Annotated in this window: 13 protein-coding genes; 5 read left to right on the top strand and 8 right to left on the bottom strand. The window is 67.7% G+C overall.

The genetic code is table 11. The features are described 5' to 3' along the window. Positions 1 to 37: 37 nt before the first annotated feature. The 3 genes from IFR14_RS10605 to IFR14_RS10595 are packed head-to-tail and all read right to left on the bottom strand — an operon-like array spanning position 38 to position 3104. Positions 38 to 898: a carbohydrate ABC transporter permease gene (locus IFR14_RS10605; protein ID WP_191941040.1), complete on the bottom strand. Its 861-nt coding sequence runs from the start codon at positions 896 to 898 to the stop codon at positions 38 to 40. Next, positions 898 to 1809 carry a carbohydrate ABC transporter permease gene (locus IFR14_RS10600; RefSeq protein WP_079002413.1) on the bottom strand — a complete coding sequence of 304 codons (912 nt, stop codon included), beginning with the start codon at positions 1807 to 1809 and terminating at the stop codon, positions 898 to 900. Before IFR14_RS10600 ends, IFR14_RS10605 begins: the two co-directional genes overlap by 1 nt. Continuing rightward, on the bottom strand, positions 1806 to 3104 hold the full coding sequence (locus tag IFR14_RS10595) for an ABC transporter substrate-binding protein (RefSeq protein WP_191941039.1): 1299 nt from the start codon (positions 3102 to 3104) through the stop codon (positions 1806 to 1808). The genes IFR14_RS10600 and IFR14_RS10595 overlap by 4 nt, the downstream gene beginning before the upstream one ends. A 226-nt stretch (positions 3105 to 3330) precedes the next feature. Between IFR14_RS10595 and IFR14_RS10590 the strand changes: the two genes are divergently transcribed. The 4 genes from IFR14_RS10590 to IFR14_RS10575 all read left to right on the top strand — a co-directional run bounded on the left by IFR14_RS10590 (position 3331) and on the right by IFR14_RS10575 (position 6865). Next, positions 3331 to 4536, top strand: coding sequence for an ROK family protein (locus IFR14_RS10590; RefSeq protein WP_191941038.1), 1206 nt, complete (start codon positions 3331 to 3333; stop codon positions 4534 to 4536). Between the two features lie 26 nt (positions 4537 to 4562). Continuing rightward, positions 4563 to 5459 (top strand): esterase/lipase family protein, encoded by an 897-nt coding sequence (locus tag IFR14_RS10585; protein WP_191941037.1) that lies wholly within the window; start codon positions 4563 to 4565, stop codon positions 5457 to 5459. 93 nt (positions 5460 to 5552) lie between these two features. Then, entirely contained in the window at positions 5553 to 6035 is a 483-nt protein-coding gene (locus IFR14_RS10580) for a DUF4396 domain-containing protein (protein ID WP_191941036.1), read from the top strand. Between the two features lie 155 nt (positions 6036 to 6190). Then, positions 6191 to 6865, top strand: a complete 675-nt coding sequence (locus IFR14_RS10575; protein WP_191941035.1) for a DUF6766 family protein — start codon at positions 6191 to 6193, stop codon at positions 6863 to 6865. A gap of 61 nt (positions 6866 to 6926) precedes the next feature. On the opposite strand, the gene IFR14_RS10570 is transcribed toward IFR14_RS10575, so the two are convergent. The 5 genes from IFR14_RS10570 to IFR14_RS10550 form a co-directional block, all read right to left on the bottom strand. Next, on the bottom strand, positions 6927 to 7640 hold the full coding sequence (locus IFR14_RS10570; RefSeq protein WP_191941034.1) for an HAD family hydrolase: 714 nt from the start codon (positions 7638 to 7640) through the stop codon (positions 6927 to 6929). 32 nt (positions 7641 to 7672) lie between these two features. Next, positions 7673 to 8905 carry an allantoate amidohydrolase gene (locus IFR14_RS10565; RefSeq protein ID WP_191941033.1) on the bottom strand — a complete coding sequence of 411 codons (1233 nt, stop codon included), beginning with the start codon at positions 8903 to 8905 and terminating at the stop codon, positions 7673 to 7675. Continuing rightward, on the bottom strand, positions 8902 to 10056 hold the full coding sequence (locus IFR14_RS10560) for an FAD-dependent oxidoreductase (RefSeq protein WP_191941032.1): 1155 nt from the start codon (positions 10054 to 10056) through the stop codon (positions 8902 to 8904). Before IFR14_RS10560 ends, IFR14_RS10565 begins: the two co-directional genes overlap by 4 nt. Next, positions 10053 to 11312 (bottom strand): ammonium transporter, encoded by a 1260-nt coding sequence (locus tag IFR14_RS10555; protein WP_064293700.1) that lies wholly within the window; start codon positions 11310 to 11312, stop codon positions 10053 to 10055. Before IFR14_RS10555 ends, IFR14_RS10560 begins: the two co-directional genes overlap by 4 nt. Before the next feature lie 93 nt (positions 11313 to 11405). Further along, positions 11406 to 12560 carry a tyramine oxidase subunit B gene (locus IFR14_RS10550; protein ID WP_307783395.1) on the bottom strand — a complete coding sequence of 385 codons (1155 nt, stop codon included), beginning with the start codon at positions 12558 to 12560 and terminating at the stop codon, positions 11406 to 11408. Between the two features lie 149 nt (positions 12561 to 12709). Between IFR14_RS10550 and IFR14_RS10545 the strand changes: the two genes are divergently transcribed. Beyond that, positions 12710 to 13615: a LysR family transcriptional regulator gene (locus IFR14_RS10545; RefSeq protein WP_191941031.1), complete on the top strand. Its 906-nt coding sequence runs from the start codon at positions 12710 to 12712 to the stop codon at positions 13613 to 13615. Positions 13616 to 13696 lie beyond the last annotated feature (81 nt).

Genomic DNA, 13696 nt, shown 5'->3' with positions numbered 1-13696 from the left:
GTGGGTGGATCCGGTGTCGGTCCGTCGGTCGGACGGGTCACCCCTTGACGGCACCCTGGGTGACGCCCGACATCACCCAACGCTGCGCGAACAGGTAGGCGATGATCGCGGGGGCCATCGCCATCAGGTACGAGGCGAAGGCGACGTTGTAGTTGCTGCTGAACTGGGTCTGGAAGAGGTTCTGCCGCACCGGGAGGGTCTGGAGTCCCGCGTCCGAGATGATCAGCGACGGCATCATGAAGTCGTTCCAGGCGTAGAGGAACGCGAAGATGCCGACGGTGGCACTCATGGGAGCCAGGAGCGGGAAGATCAGCTTCCAGAACGTCTGCCAGGTGCTCGCACCGTCGATGCGCGCACTCTCCTCGAGTTCGATCGGGATCGATCGCAGGAACGCGGTGAACAGCAGCACGCTGAAGCTCAGCTGGAACATCGTGGCGAGGATGATCACGCCGAACGGGTTGTCGAGTCCGACACGACCGGTCAGCTGGATCTGCGGCAGGGCGACGACCGGGAACGGGATGAACATGGCGGCGAGCAGGTAGAAGAACGAGAAGCGGAACAGGCGGCGATCCCAGTTGCGCACGATGGCGTACGCGGCGAAGGAGGCCAGGATGATGGTCGCGACCACGGTCCCTGCGGTGACGAGGAGCGACATCGCGAAGCCCACCGGGAACTTCGTGAGGGTCCACGCCTGGACGAAGCCGTCGATGCTGAACGGTGCCGGGAGCGAGAAGGCGTTGCCGTCGACCGTCACGTAGAGCGGCAGGAGGACGGTCACGGCGCAGAGCAGCAGGATGATCGTCGTCGACCAGCTCACCCGCTCTCCCCTCGTCCGCTGTTTCGGGGTGGCGTTCGCCGTGGTGATGGACTGGGTGCTGAGCACGGTTGGCGTGGCCATCAGAGTGCGTTCCTTCCGCGCGTCGCCGAGAGTTGCACGAGGGCGATGATGATCGTGATGATGAAGAACAGGGTGGCCGTGGCCATCTGGTAGGCGTAGTCACCCGTCTGGAACCCGCGGATGATCGTCATCGAGATGCTCCGCGTGGAGGTGCCCGGGCCACCGTTGGTCAGGCCGACGATGATGTCGTAGGCGTTCAGGTAGTTCTTGAAGCCGAGGATCACGTTGATCACGACGTATCCCATGACCAGCGGCAGGGTGATCCGCAGCAGCTGCTGGCGCTTGTTCGCGCCGTCGAGCGACGCTGCCTCGTAGACGTCGCCGGGGACCGCGAGGAGACCCGCGATGTAGATGAGCAGGGTGCCCGGGATCGACTGCCAGGCCGTCACGATCACGATGCCGAGCCAGGCGAGGTCCGGGTTGGAGAGGATGCTCGTCTCGAGGAACGGGATCCCGAGCGCCGAGCCGGCCGCCGGCACCGAGTTCATGAAGAGGAACTGGAACACGTAGGCGATGATGATGCCCGAGATCACCATCGGGATGACGAAGATCCCGCGGAGCCCCATCTTGAAGCGGATCTTCGCGGTCAGGCCGACCGCGAGCAGGAACGCGATGACGTTCACCGCGATGACCGTCACGAGCGAGAACCCGAAGGTGAAGAGGAAGCTCGTGAGGATGGCCGGGTCGCTGAACGCGGCGATGTAGTTCGTGAAGCCGATGAACTCCCAGTCGCCGATCCCGATGGAGTCGGTGAAGCTGAAGAAGATGCCGACGACGCCGGGGAGCGTGATCGCGAGCGTGAAGAGGATGACGGCTGGGAAGAGGAAGAAGTAGTAGATCGGCTCGACCCGTTTGGTGCTGCGTCGGACCTTCGGGTTGCCCCCGGTCACGATCGATGTGGTGGCGCTCATTCGGAACCCTCCTTGCTCGTGACGGGCGGCTGTCGGAACGCGAGTCGTGCCCAGTCCGCGTCCATGGTGCGGAGCATCGACGCCGCGTTGGTGCCGAGGACCAGTGACTGCGCGTAGTTCTCGGTCGGGATGGCGCGGGGGTTGAGCACGCCCGGCCCCTGGTAGAACGCGCCGGCGTCGTAGTACGGGATCATGCCCGCGACGCGCGGGTCGTCGGGAGCCTTGCCGTCGTCCGTCGGGACGAACCCGAGCTGCGATTCGTTGTAGGCCTGGATGACCTCCGGCTGGAAGAGGTACTCGAGGAAGTCGCGGGCACCCTCGGGGTTCTTCGCCTCCTCGGGGATGATGGTGACGAGGTCGAGGTTGACGCGAACCTTGAGGTCCTTCGGGTCTTCGGTCATCGGCAGCGGGAAGGTCCCGAGGTCGAGATCCGGTGCGGTCAGTGCGATCTGGCTGAACGCCCACGGGCCCTGCAGGTACATGGCGCCCTTGCCCTCGGCGAAGGCGACATTGCCGGCGTCGTAGGTGCGACTCGGCGCATCAGCCTGCGTGTACTCCTTGGCGAGCAGCTGCATCTTCTCGATGGGCTCCAGGAAGTCCTTCTCGAACGAGACCGGAGCATCCGGTCCCACCTCGGTGCCTTCCTCCGCGAGCCGGTCGTAGAAGTCCGGGATGTCGACGGCGCCACCGACCGAGTAGTCGAACCAGCCCTGGTTGGCGGTCCAGGCATCGGCGAACGTCGCGTAGAACGGCGCCACGCCGGCCGCCTTCAGCGTGTCGGAGACGGCGATGAGTTCACTCCACGTCGTCGGTACCTCGAGGCCGTACTCGGCGAAGATCGTCTTGTTGTAGATGACGGAAGCGGCCATCACCGAGTAGGGCAGCGCACTCGTGCGTCCCTCGCAGACGCCGTACTGGTCGAGCAACGGCTGGAGGTCGTCGCGGATGGACGCCGCCGCTGTCGTGTCGGACAGGTCGGAGAGCGCGCACCGTTCGACGAAACGCGACACCTCGTGGTTGTAGTTCGAGAGCATGAGGTCCGGCGGGTTGCCACGGACGAAGCTCGCCGCGAGCGGATCGGGCCCCGAGGTGTCCATGACGACCTCGTACTGCTGCTGCGAGGCGTTGTAGTCCGCGACGGCCTGGTTCATGAAGGTGAACGCCTCACGCTTGCTGAACGTGAAGTGGATGGTCTCCCGGCCATCACTCGAGCAACCGACGAGGACGCTGGCCAGGAGCGCCACACCCGCCACTCCGGCTGTGGCGCGTATCGCGCGTTTCAGTGGGTTCGACATCGTTGTCCTTCCGCGGAACCCTCGATGGATCCGCTGACTAAATACAGAGAGTAAATCAACTGATGACGGAAACTCTGCCATCCGTTCGGCGTCTGGTCAAGCACCGGTTCCATCACGACATCCACGGGCCGGACGCCGTGATCGTTCACGGTTCTGCGCACGGTGCAGCGCCTCCCCGGCTCGGCATCCGCGCGCGGTCTGCGGATCGTGGATATCGTTGTCGGTCATGGAAGCGACGACGACGGAGCGGGCAGCGGAGCCGCGCTCCTCCAGCATCACCGCCGTCCTCGATCACGCCTGGGCGACGTCCGCGTTCACCGCGGCCGACGTCATCACCGCCACCGGGTTGTCACGATCGACGGCGATCACGCTCTCCGACGAACTCATCGGACTGGGTTGGCTGACGGAGCTCGATGACGCACGTCAGGCTGGTGCCGCCTATCGGAAAGGTCGCCCCGCCCGACGCTACGAGTTGCGCATCGACGCCGGGATCGTCGTCGGTGTCGACGCCGGAGCCCACTCCATCACCGCCATCGCCGCAGACCTGCGCGGTCGGGAACTCGCGAGATCGCACCACACCGTCGATCCGGCGGCCACCGCTGAGGCACGGGTCGAAGCCGTCGACGCGGCGATCGACGAGGCCGTGCAGCAGTGCGGACCGAGGCCGCCGCTCAGCATCGTGCTCGGCGTCCCGGCCCCCATCGACGCACTCGGACGGTCACCCGAGGGCAACGTCTTCTGGGACCGCATGAACCCTCGGCTCGGTGAGCGCATCCGCGACCACGGCTGCGCGGTCGTCACCGACAACGACGCCAACCTCGCCGCCGTCGCCGAGGGAGCGATCGGCGCCGGCGTCGGCGTCGACTCCTACATCACGGTCGTCACCGGTGAGCGGCTCGGCGCCGGATACGTCGTCGACGGTCGTCTCGTCCGCGGTCGCGGCCGGGCGGGCGAGCTGCACCTCCTCGACCTCGTCGACGGCGTCGGTTCGTCGCGAGGCATCGCCGCACTCCTGCGCGACTGGGGTCGCGAGTACCGCGAGAGCGGCGGGCTCCCGGAGAGCAGCCCGCTCAGTCACATACCGGTCGCGCAGGTGGATGCGCAGTCGGTCCTCGCTGCAGCGGACCATGGCGACACGGTCGCGCTCGACCTGGTGCGCCGGATGGGTGATCGCATCGCGCGGATGAGCGCCATCCTAGGCGGGTTGCTCGACGTCGAGCGCATCGTGTTCGCCGGCGGGATAGCTCCGTCGATGTCGCAGCTGCTCGAGGTCGCGTCGGAGCGCATCCCCGGCTACATGAGCGCGGAACCTCCCGTGCTCGTCGCGTCGGAACTCGGTGCCGACATGGTGGCGCAGGGTGCGGTCGCGACCGCGATCGACGACGTGCGTCGCAACGCACTGCGGATCGACCTCGCCCGACCAGTACGCTGACGTCGTAGCCAGCCGGAAGGAGCACCATGGCCGATGCGATCGTCCTCGTGTCAGGGGGTGCGGCCGTGACCCCGTTCACGGGTCCGGACCATGCCGCCGGCTCCGGCCTCGCCGCCGGGAACACCCTCACCGCGCTGCGTGCGCACCTGCTGGGGCGGGATATCCCGGTCTTCACCGCACCCGCACGCATCGGTGCTGGGGAGGTGCACGAGGACACGGGTTGGCAGGGGTTCGCCGACGTCTCGATCGTGCTGCCCGCCGAGGTGACCGTCAACGCCGTCGGTGGGATCGACGCCGGCGGAGCCAGCCTGGCCGCGTTCCTGCGGTGGCTGTCCGACAAACACGGTTTCGCGAGCGTCGACCTCGTCGCCCACTCCATGGGCGGTCTCTTCTCTCGTGCCGCAATCCGAGAACTGCGCGGCTCCGGGCCGTCGATCGGCCGGCTCGTCACCCTCGGCACGCCGTGGGAGGGATCGCTCCTCGGCGATGTACTCACCGGCGAGGTCTCGGTCCACGACGCCCACGGTGACGAGGGGACCACGACGATCCTCGAGCGGTCGAGCGGCTATGCCGCCGAGAACTCACGGGGCGCTGCCGACGAGGTCTCACGCCGGTTCCTGCACGAGTGGAACACGACACAGGCCGGGTTCCTCGACGACGTCGCCGTCACCGCCATCGGGGCGGGCCACTTCCACACGGCGGTCGAGCCGCGACAGCTGTGGCCGCACGACGGTCTGGTGGCACTGCGAAGTGCCCGAGCCGATGACGTCCCGGTCGACGTGCTCCCCCTCGTGGTCCGCCACTCCTCCGAGGAGGACGTCCACAGCATCTTCTTCGCCGACGCCTTCGACCTCCCGTGGGAGCGCGCGCTCACCTGGGATCCCGAGGTCTTCTCCGTGATCGACGAGGCGCTCGCGTTCTGAGTCGGCGTCGATGTCCGTGCAAGCGGACCAGCGCTTCGGAATATACCCCGGAGGGGTATCGTTCGGCTTGCTGAACGAACCGAAGGAGTGCTCATGAGCGACCACACCCACCACAACCACGGCCAAGCATCCGACAACGCGACCTCCTGGCGGATGGCGGCCACCGCCACCCTCCACTGCCTCACCGGTTGTGCCATCGGCGAGGTGTTGGGCATGGTGATCGGCACTGGCCTCGGACTGCACAATCTCGGCACCGTGGTGCTCTCAATCGCACTGGCCTTCGTCTTCGGCTACGCACTCACGATGCGCGGCGTGCTCCGCGCAGGCCTGTCCTGGCGCGCCGCCATCGGTGTCGCGCTGGCCGCGGACACCGTGTCGATCGCGGTCATGGAGATCATCGACAACACCGCGATGCTCGCCATCCCCGGAGCGATGGACGCCGGCCTCACCAGCGGCCTCTTCTGGGGGTCCCTGGTCGCCTCTCTCGCCCTGGCCTTCATCGTCACCACACCGGTCAACCGTTGGCTGATCAGCCGCGGCAAGGGGCACGCCGTCGTCCACGAACTCCACCGCTGAACCAGTCCGGGAAGCCGGACAGCCGGGCCGAGTCGTCGTGATCGGAGGGCGCAGTACGATCGTTGCCATGCGAGTCGTCTTCATCTCGTGGCTGGTCGTGATCGTGGCTGGCCTGCTGTACATGTTCCTGATCCCGCTCATGGGGAGGTGACGTGATGTCAGCCGTCCGCCGTCACAGTCTGAGCCTGTTCTTCGGGCTGATCTTCATCCTCGCCCTGTTCGGGCAGTCGATCGCCGGTCTCGTCGCGTACAACGAAGACCAGCTCGCGCACGGTCAGGCGACCGTCGATTATCTGCACTTCATCACCTCGTCGGCGTTCGTCGTCGACGTGGCCGAGAACTGGCAGTCGGAGTTCCTCCAGTTCTTCCTCTTCATCCTCGCGACGGTCTGGTTCGTGCAACAGGGGTCTCCGGAGTCCAAGAAGCTCGGCGACGAGGGTCTCGGGAGCGACGAGGACCAACTCATCGGAGTACATGCGCGCCCCGACTCACCTCGCTGGGCGAGAGAGCGCGGCGTGCGTCTGTGGCTGTACTCGAACTCACTCCTCCTCGTGATGGGCGTCATCTTCGTGTTGTCCTGGTCAGCGCAGGCCGTCGCCGGCACCGTCGTCTACAACGCCGAACAGGCTGAGCACGGTCAGCCGGCAGTGACCGTCATCGGATACGTGTTGTCGGCCGATTTCTGGAACCGGACGCTGCAGAACTGGCAGTCGGAGTTCCTCGCAGTGGGCTGCATGGTCGCCTTCTCGGTCTACCTTCGTCAGCGAGGATCGTCCGAGTCGAAACCCGTCGGGACACCACATCACACCGCCTCCGTCGAGAACGACTAAGCGCGTGCCCGATCAGCCGGTGATCGTCAGCAACGCTGTCCGCAGCGGCGGCCCGCCAGCTTCATCGTCGGCGGAGGTCGCGCGGTGTCTCCGGCAAGGGGGTGAGACTGCCGACGATCTCGCCGAGGCTGCTGATGACCGGGTGACGTCGATGCGAGGGCGCGTCCTGGTGACCACCGTCGAATCGCAGGAACCGCACGTGCAGTGCTTCGGCGATCTCCTCGTCGTGATTGGTGTCGCCGACCATCAACACCCGCCGAGGATCATGGCCCGAGTCATCCAACCACGCGGTCACGACATGCTCCTTCGACGCCGCATAGACATCGGTGATGCCATGCACGTGTGCGAAATGGCCGTGCAGCGAGTGGGGAGCCAGCTGACGCTCGAGGGTGACCTCTGGGGTCGCCGAGATGAGGACCTGCTCGACGCCGAGCGCGTCGATCGCCGCAAGGGTGGCGCGGGCCTGCGGTTGGAGCGACGCTGCTCCCACGCCGGCCGCGAACAGCGCGAGGTATTCGTCGGCCGCCTCCAGGAAGTCGGCTGCATCGACACCGAGCCGGGCGTAGAAGGCCCGGATGGGGAAGCCGAACACCGCCCGATACGCCTCCTGGTCGGACATCTCGGCAAGACCGCGCTGCCGGAGAACGGTGTTCATCGCGGCAAGCGCCACCTCGACATCGTCGAGGAGCGTGCCGTTCCAGTCCCAGCACACCGCGTCGATGGTCGTCGATCCGTTCTCGCGCACGAGGTCGAGTCTCACACGGTCGGCTGACATCGGCCGGGTCCGACGAGGCCGATGGCTCCTGCTCAGGTGATCCCGACGCCGACGGCCAGTCCCTCCAGGATGTCCGCGAGTGCCACGGCACCGGCCTCGGCATCGGCGTCCTCGGCGTACTCCTCCGGCGAATGGGAGACGCCGGTCGGGTTGCGGACGAAGAGCATCGCGGTCGGCACGTGCGACGCGAGCACTCCGGCATCGTGCCCCGCGCCGGTACCGAGCACGGGCGCGTCCGGCATCATCGTTTCGAGGCGCCCGCGGAGGAACGGGTCGAAGTCGGTCGTGGCGCTGAACGACTCCTCGGTGATCGCGGCCTCGCATCCCTCCTCCGCTGCGACGAGCGACAAGCGTTCGGTGATCCCCGCCACGATCGCGGCGGTCACGACGTCGTCAGGATGACGGACATCGATCCAGAAGTCCACGCTCGACGCGATCACGTTCGTGCCTCCCGGCAACGGAAGCACTCGGCCGACGGTCGCCCGAGCGTCCGGCGTCGCCCGTCCGATCGTGCGGATCTCGGTGATCATCCGTGCGGCCGCGACGAGGGGGTCCCGGCGATCATGCATGAGCGTCGTCCCCGCATGGTTCCCTTCACCACGGATCGACACCCGCCACCGTCCATGCCCGAGGATGTTCGAGCCGATCGCGACCGGGCGATCGAGGTCGACCAGCGCCCGCCCCTGCTCGACGTGGAGCTCCACGAACGCGTCGATCGCTCCGAGCCCGCCCGGATCTGGGCCTACACCCCGCGGGTCGACACCATTGCGTGCGAGGACCTCGGCGAACGTGTCCCCCTCCACGTCGCGCAGGGCCAGCGCACGCTCCGGACTGATCGCCCCGGTGAGGAGCCGCGAGCCGAGGCAAGCGACCCCGAACCGCGAGCCCTCCTCCTCGGGGAAGACCGCGACGACGATCGGCTTGGTCGGCTCGAAGCCTCGCGAGCGCAGGTGGTCGATCGCGATCAGCGCCGATGCGACCCCGAGTGGTCCGTCGTAGGCGCCACCGCCGGGGACCGAGTCGAGATGGCTCCCGGTGACCACCGCATCCGCCGTCGAACGTGACGGCACGTGCCACCAGGCGCGGATGACCCCGTTCTCGTCGATGTCCACGTCGAGGCCACGGCGCTCGGCCTGACCGACGAACCACTCCCGCAGCTCGAGTTCGGCGGTGGAGTAGACAGGCCTCGAGTAGCCTCCCCGACGCTGATCCCGACCGATCCCCGCGATCTCGTCCAGGAGCGAGACCACGGTGTCGCGTGTCACCGGACGGCTGCCAGGCTCGGACGGAACATCGCTGGCACGGCGTCTCGGCCCTCGATCAGCGCGTGGGCGTAGTCGCCGATGAGCGGGGCGAACTTGGCACCGTGGCCGGAGCAGGGCGCCAGGACCGTGATCCCGTCGACCCGGTCGATGACGAAGTCCTCCGTCGGGGTGTTCGTGAACAGGCAGGTGGTCTCGGCATACGGTTCCGGGACGAGGCTCGGGAGGAACTCGCGGACGTAGGCGACGACCCGTCGGCGGTTGGCGTCGTCGACGACGCCGTCATGATCGGCGGCCGAGGGGATGCGCCTGCCGCCGTTGTACTCGGCGACCTTCTGACCACGCCAGTCGGCGTCACGCCCTCCGGGGAGCCCGTAGACCTGCATCCGCTCGGACTTGTGGATGAAGGTGGGCCACACGGCTCCGGATCGCGCCGGGTCTTCCGCGTCGACGCCGATTCGGTCCCGATACGGGAAGTGGTACGCCTGCTCCTGACTGACCTCGAGGGCCGGGAACGCGTCGAGGAACTCTCCCGGCAGCGCGAGGTCGCCGAGCAGGTCCGGAAGCCAGCCCCCGGCTGCGACCACCACCTGCTCCGCATCGAACGCCCTCCCCCCATACCCGAGCACCCGGTACCCGGTGGCAGTCCGCTCAACCCGCTCGACCGGCTGATCGTTCAGGACCGTGGCCCCGGCGCGGACGGCGGATTCGAGCATCGCCATCACCGCCTGCTCCGCGTCGATCACGCCGGCTCCCGGATGCCACAGGGCGGGCGTGTCGAAGCCGATGTCCCAACGGGCTCTGGCTTCGTCTCGCGACAGCAGCTCGTGATCGATGCCGTGCTCGGCGAGCACCGACGCGAGGTGCTCCGGGCGACGGGTCGTCCCGAAGTCGAGCGCCCCCGTCTGCGTGATCAGTGGACGCCCGTGCTCCAGGCCGAGCTCGTCCCACCCTGATGCCGCCGCGAGGACGAGACGGGTGTAGGACGCCTCCGGGTAGGCGTAGCGGAAGATCCGGGCCGATCCGTGGGACGATCCCCACTCGTTGGCCGGGCGACTCCGCTCGAGGACGGTGACGTCGTGCCCGGCCTGGGCCAGGCGCCAGGCCGCCGCGGCACCGGCGAGCCCGGCTCCGACGACGATGACGCTGGTCATGCGCGTGCTTCCAGGTCTTCGTCCTCGTAGGCGCGCTCGGCGTGGGCGTGCTCGTCGATCCCGGCGACCTCGTGCTCCTCGGGGATCCGCAGACCGATCGTGATCTGGATCACCTTCGCGATCACCCAGGTGACGATGAACGAGTACGCGAGGACCGCGACGGTCGCGATCGTCTGCACGCCGAGCAGTTCGAATCCGCCGCCGTACAGCAGACCGGAGCGTCCGTTCGGAGCCGCATCCGTCGCGAACACTCCGATGAGGAGCGTCCCGATGATGCCCCCGACGAGGTGGACCCCGACGACGTCGAGGGAGTCATCGAACCCGAGCCGGAACTTCCACTCGATGGCGAGGCAGCAGACGACGCCCGCGATGGCCCCGATGATGATCGCACCGATGGGCGAGACGGCGCCGCAGGCGGGGGTGATCGCCACGAGGGCGGCGATGATCCCCGATGCGCTGCCGAGGCTCGTGACCGCTCCGTGGCGGAGTCGATCGACGATGGACCAGCCGATGAGCCCGGCACAGGCGGCGACGGTGGTGTTGAGGAACACGACGCTCGCCGCATTACCGGCTGCGAGCGCTGAACCGGCGTTGAAGCCGTACCAACCGATCCAGAGCAACCCGGCGCCGACGAGGACGAGCGGGCGGTTGTGGGGACGGAGCTTGCCGCCCCAGTCCTTGCTCTTCCCGAGCACGAGGGCCAGTGCGAGCGCCGCGACGCCGGCGTTCATGTGCACGGCCGTCCCGCCCGCGAAGTCGACGGCACCGAGGGTGTTCGCGATCCATCCACCGGTCGCCGTGTCGTTCGAGAAGGCGAACACCCAGTGCGCGACCGGGAAGTACACGAGCGTCGCCCAGAGCCCGGCGAACAACAACCACGCGCCGTACTTCATGCGACCGGCGGCGGCACCGGCGACGAGCGCCGTCGTCACTCCGGCGAACAGCAGTTGGAACGCCGCGAAGAGTGCGAGGGGAATGCCGGCATCGGGGTCGTCGACGAGTGCCTGGTCGAGCCCTGCGAACTCGAACGGGTTCCCGATGAGTCCGAGCCCGCCGACGGAGTCACCGAAGACGAGCGAGTACCCGAAGGCCACCCAGAGCAGCGCGACGAGGCTGGCCCCGCCGAAGCACATGATCATCATGTTGAGGATGCGGCGGGACGAGACCATCCCGCCGTAGAACAGAGCCAGGGCCGGGATCATGAGGGCGACGAGCGCCGAGCTCGTCAGGATCCAGGCGACGTTTCCAGCGTCCACAAATCACTCCATCGTTCGAGGTGCACAGCGGCCGGACGGCCGCGGCGTCGGGTTCGGGTGGAACAGGTGTCGGTGCTCGGTGCCGGTCGGCGGTCAGGCCAGGTCTGGGGCTTCCCAGAGGTTGAGCTTCGTGCCGATCCCCTGCTCGACGGCGTTCTCGTAGATCGTCTTCGCCCAGGCGACGTCCTCGACGCCCATCCCACCGACGCTGAAGAGCACCGGCTGCTCGGGGAACTCGCGCCCGACGGCGCTCCCGTCGAAGACGTCTCCGATGTTGACCACGCGGGACTCGTCGAGTTCGCCGGTCCCGATGAGGTCCTGCCAGTAGAGGCCGATCATCCCGAACGCGGTCTCGTGTGACGGCGCCGGGTACTCCTCGGCCCACGCCTCGTAGATCTTCTTCGCGTCGGCGATGAGGCGGGCCTTGCCGGAGAGGGTGTACTCCTTGTCCATGCGCAGGTTCGCGGGCAGGCTCAGGAAGGCGCCCGGCTTGATCCAGTCGCCGTCGATGAACGGGTAGTTCTCCGAGCCGACCAGGCCGGTGACGGCTTCGGAGACGATGTCCGAGTCACGCACGGCGGCCTCGACCGTCTCGGCGATCTCGATCGTCGTGAACTGCGGGTAGTGCTCGCGGACGTAGTCGGCGAACGCCTCGGACGTCGACCGTCGGCGCCCGTGGATGCGGATGGTGTCGAGCGAGGGACGGGCGGTGGTCATGGCGTGCAGGGCGCTCTTGTTCATGGCGCCGGGCCCGATGATGCCGAGCGACTTGGCGTCCACCGGCGCCAGGAGCTTCGCGGCGGCTCCCGGCACGGCAGCGGTGCGGTAGGCGCTCTCGAGGTTGCCGGACATGATCGCGTAGGGCGCACCGGTGTCCTTGTCGTTGAGCACGATGAGGTGGATGGAGCGCGGGAGGCCTCGCTCGCGGTTGTCGACGTTCGAGCCGTACCACTTGACGCCGGCGGTGTCGAAGCGTCCGCCGAGGTAGGCGGGCATCGCCATGAACCGACGGTCGGCGGCGTCCAGCGGCATGCCGGGGAACGGTGAAGTGGCGGGGAACCCGATCGGTGCTCCGTGCGAGTTGGCGGTCGGGCCGGCCATCCGGTAGTCACCCTTCGCGACGAGCACCAACACCTCCTCCATGACCTCCATGCAGTGGGCCATGTCCTTCATGCCGGCGGCGATGACCTCCGGTTCGCTCAGGTAGAGCATGTCGATCCGGGTGTTCGGGGAAGCGTCTGCGGTCACGGGTGGTCCTCCAGGTCGGGGTGTGTGGTCCTCAGCGAACACGGTCGCGATCGTCCTGGTCAAATACCGATTCGAACCTCGATTGAGAGCGTTTCGCTCGCAATCTGGACGAAACAGCGCGGTAATACGAGGGTCGTATCGTCGATGGGATGGAGCTCCGCCAGCTGCGCTACTTCCTCGCCGTCGCCGAGGAGCTCCACTTCGGGCGCGCCGCTCGACGGCTGCACATGTCGCAGCCACCGCTGAGCGTCCAGGTCGCACGGCTCGAGCAGGAGGTCGGCACCGCACTGTTCGACCGTTCGACGAGGCGGGTGGCGCTGACCCCCGCTGGACGACATCTCCAGGCGCGGGCGAGACACATCGTCGAGGAGCTCGACACGGTCCGGGGTGAGATGCGCGACTTCGTCGACGGTCTCGCCGGGGAGCTCACCGCGGGGTTCGTGAGTTCGGCCAACTACACGGTCCTCCCCGGTGTCGTGCAGCTGTTCCGGGCGAGCCGCCCCGGGGTGACGCTACGCCTGGTGCCGTTGACCTCAGGAGAACAGTTCGACCGGCTCCGCGACGGCACGCTCGACGTCGGGATCGTCCGTGACGAGGTCCCGCAGACGCCATCCGACAGCTCTCCAGCGCTCACCACGGAGGTCGTCTTCGAGGAGCGTCTCGTGGCGTGCCTCCCGGTCGGTCATGCACTGGCGGGCCGACCCAAGGTCACCGCGGAGGAGCTCATGGACGTCCCGATGATCTCCTACCCGCGGGCGCTCATGCCAGGATTCGTGGACCGCGTCGCGGAGGTCCTCGGCACGTCGAGTCGGACGCAGGTGGTCGAGGAGGTCGTCCATCAGGAGACCGCACTCGGGTTCGTCGCGGCCGGCGTGGGTACGACGATCCTGCCCGAGTCGGTGCGGCAGCTGGTGCCGCCGTCGATCGTCGTCGTGCCGCTCGCCGGGTCGCCGACGACACGCCTGCTGGCCGCTCGTCAGGAACGGGCGGACGACAGCCCGGTCCACGAAGCGTTCATCGCGTGTCTCCACGACGCGGCCGCACAAATCGGGTGAGGGGCGGCTCGAAGGCCGCCTGGACGCGACGGGTATCCTCGGAAAGGCCAGGCTCGGCGAGGCCGGGAACCCGGTCGGCAG

Origin of the sequence: Plantibacter sp. CFBP 8775 (genome assembly GCF_014839505.1) — a bacterium.
Lineage (GTDB): Bacteria > Actinomycetota > Actinomycetes > Actinomycetales > Microbacteriaceae > Plantibacter > Plantibacter auratus.
Note: the sequence above shows the minus strand (reverse complement) of the source record. Positions and strands in the feature narration are given on the sequence as shown.

Excerpts from the sequence above, each read along its gene's own strand:
- IFR14_RS10580 (WP_191941036.1), top strand. The coding sequence starts at position 5,553 with ATGAGCGACCACACCCACCACAACCACGGCCAAGCATCCGACAACGCG.
- IFR14_RS10585 (WP_191941037.1), top strand. The coding sequence starts at position 4,563 with ATGGCCGATGCGATCGTCCTCGTGTCAGGGGGTGCGGCCGTGACCCCG.
- IFR14_RS10595 (WP_191941039.1), bottom strand. The coding sequence starts at position 3,104 with ATGTCGAACCCACTGAAACGCGCGATACGCGCCACAGCCGGAGTGGCG.
- IFR14_RS10605 (WP_191941040.1), bottom strand. The coding sequence starts at position 898 with ATGGCCACGCCAACCGTGCTCAGCACCCAGTCCATCACCACGGCGAAC.
- IFR14_RS10560 (WP_191941032.1), bottom strand. The coding sequence starts at position 10,056 with ATGACCAGCGTCATCGTCGTCGGAGCCGGGCTCGCCGGTGCCGCGGCG.
- IFR14_RS10570 (WP_191941034.1), bottom strand. The coding sequence starts at position 7,640 with ATGTCAGCCGACCGTGTGAGACTCGACCTCGTGCGCGAGAACGGATCG.
- IFR14_RS10575 (WP_191941035.1), top strand. The coding sequence starts at position 6,191 with ATGTCAGCCGTCCGCCGTCACAGTCTGAGCCTGTTCTTCGGGCTGATC.
- IFR14_RS10600 (WP_079002413.1), bottom strand. The coding sequence starts at position 1,809 with ATGAGCGCCACCACATCGATCGTGACCGGGGGCAACCCGAAGGTCCGA.
- IFR14_RS10545 (WP_191941031.1), top strand. The coding sequence starts at position 12,710 with ATGGAGCTCCGCCAGCTGCGCTACTTCCTCGCCGTCGCCGAGGAGCTC.
- IFR14_RS10590 (WP_191941038.1), top strand. The coding sequence starts at position 3,331 with ATGGAAGCGACGACGACGGAGCGGGCAGCGGAGCCGCGCTCCTCCAGC.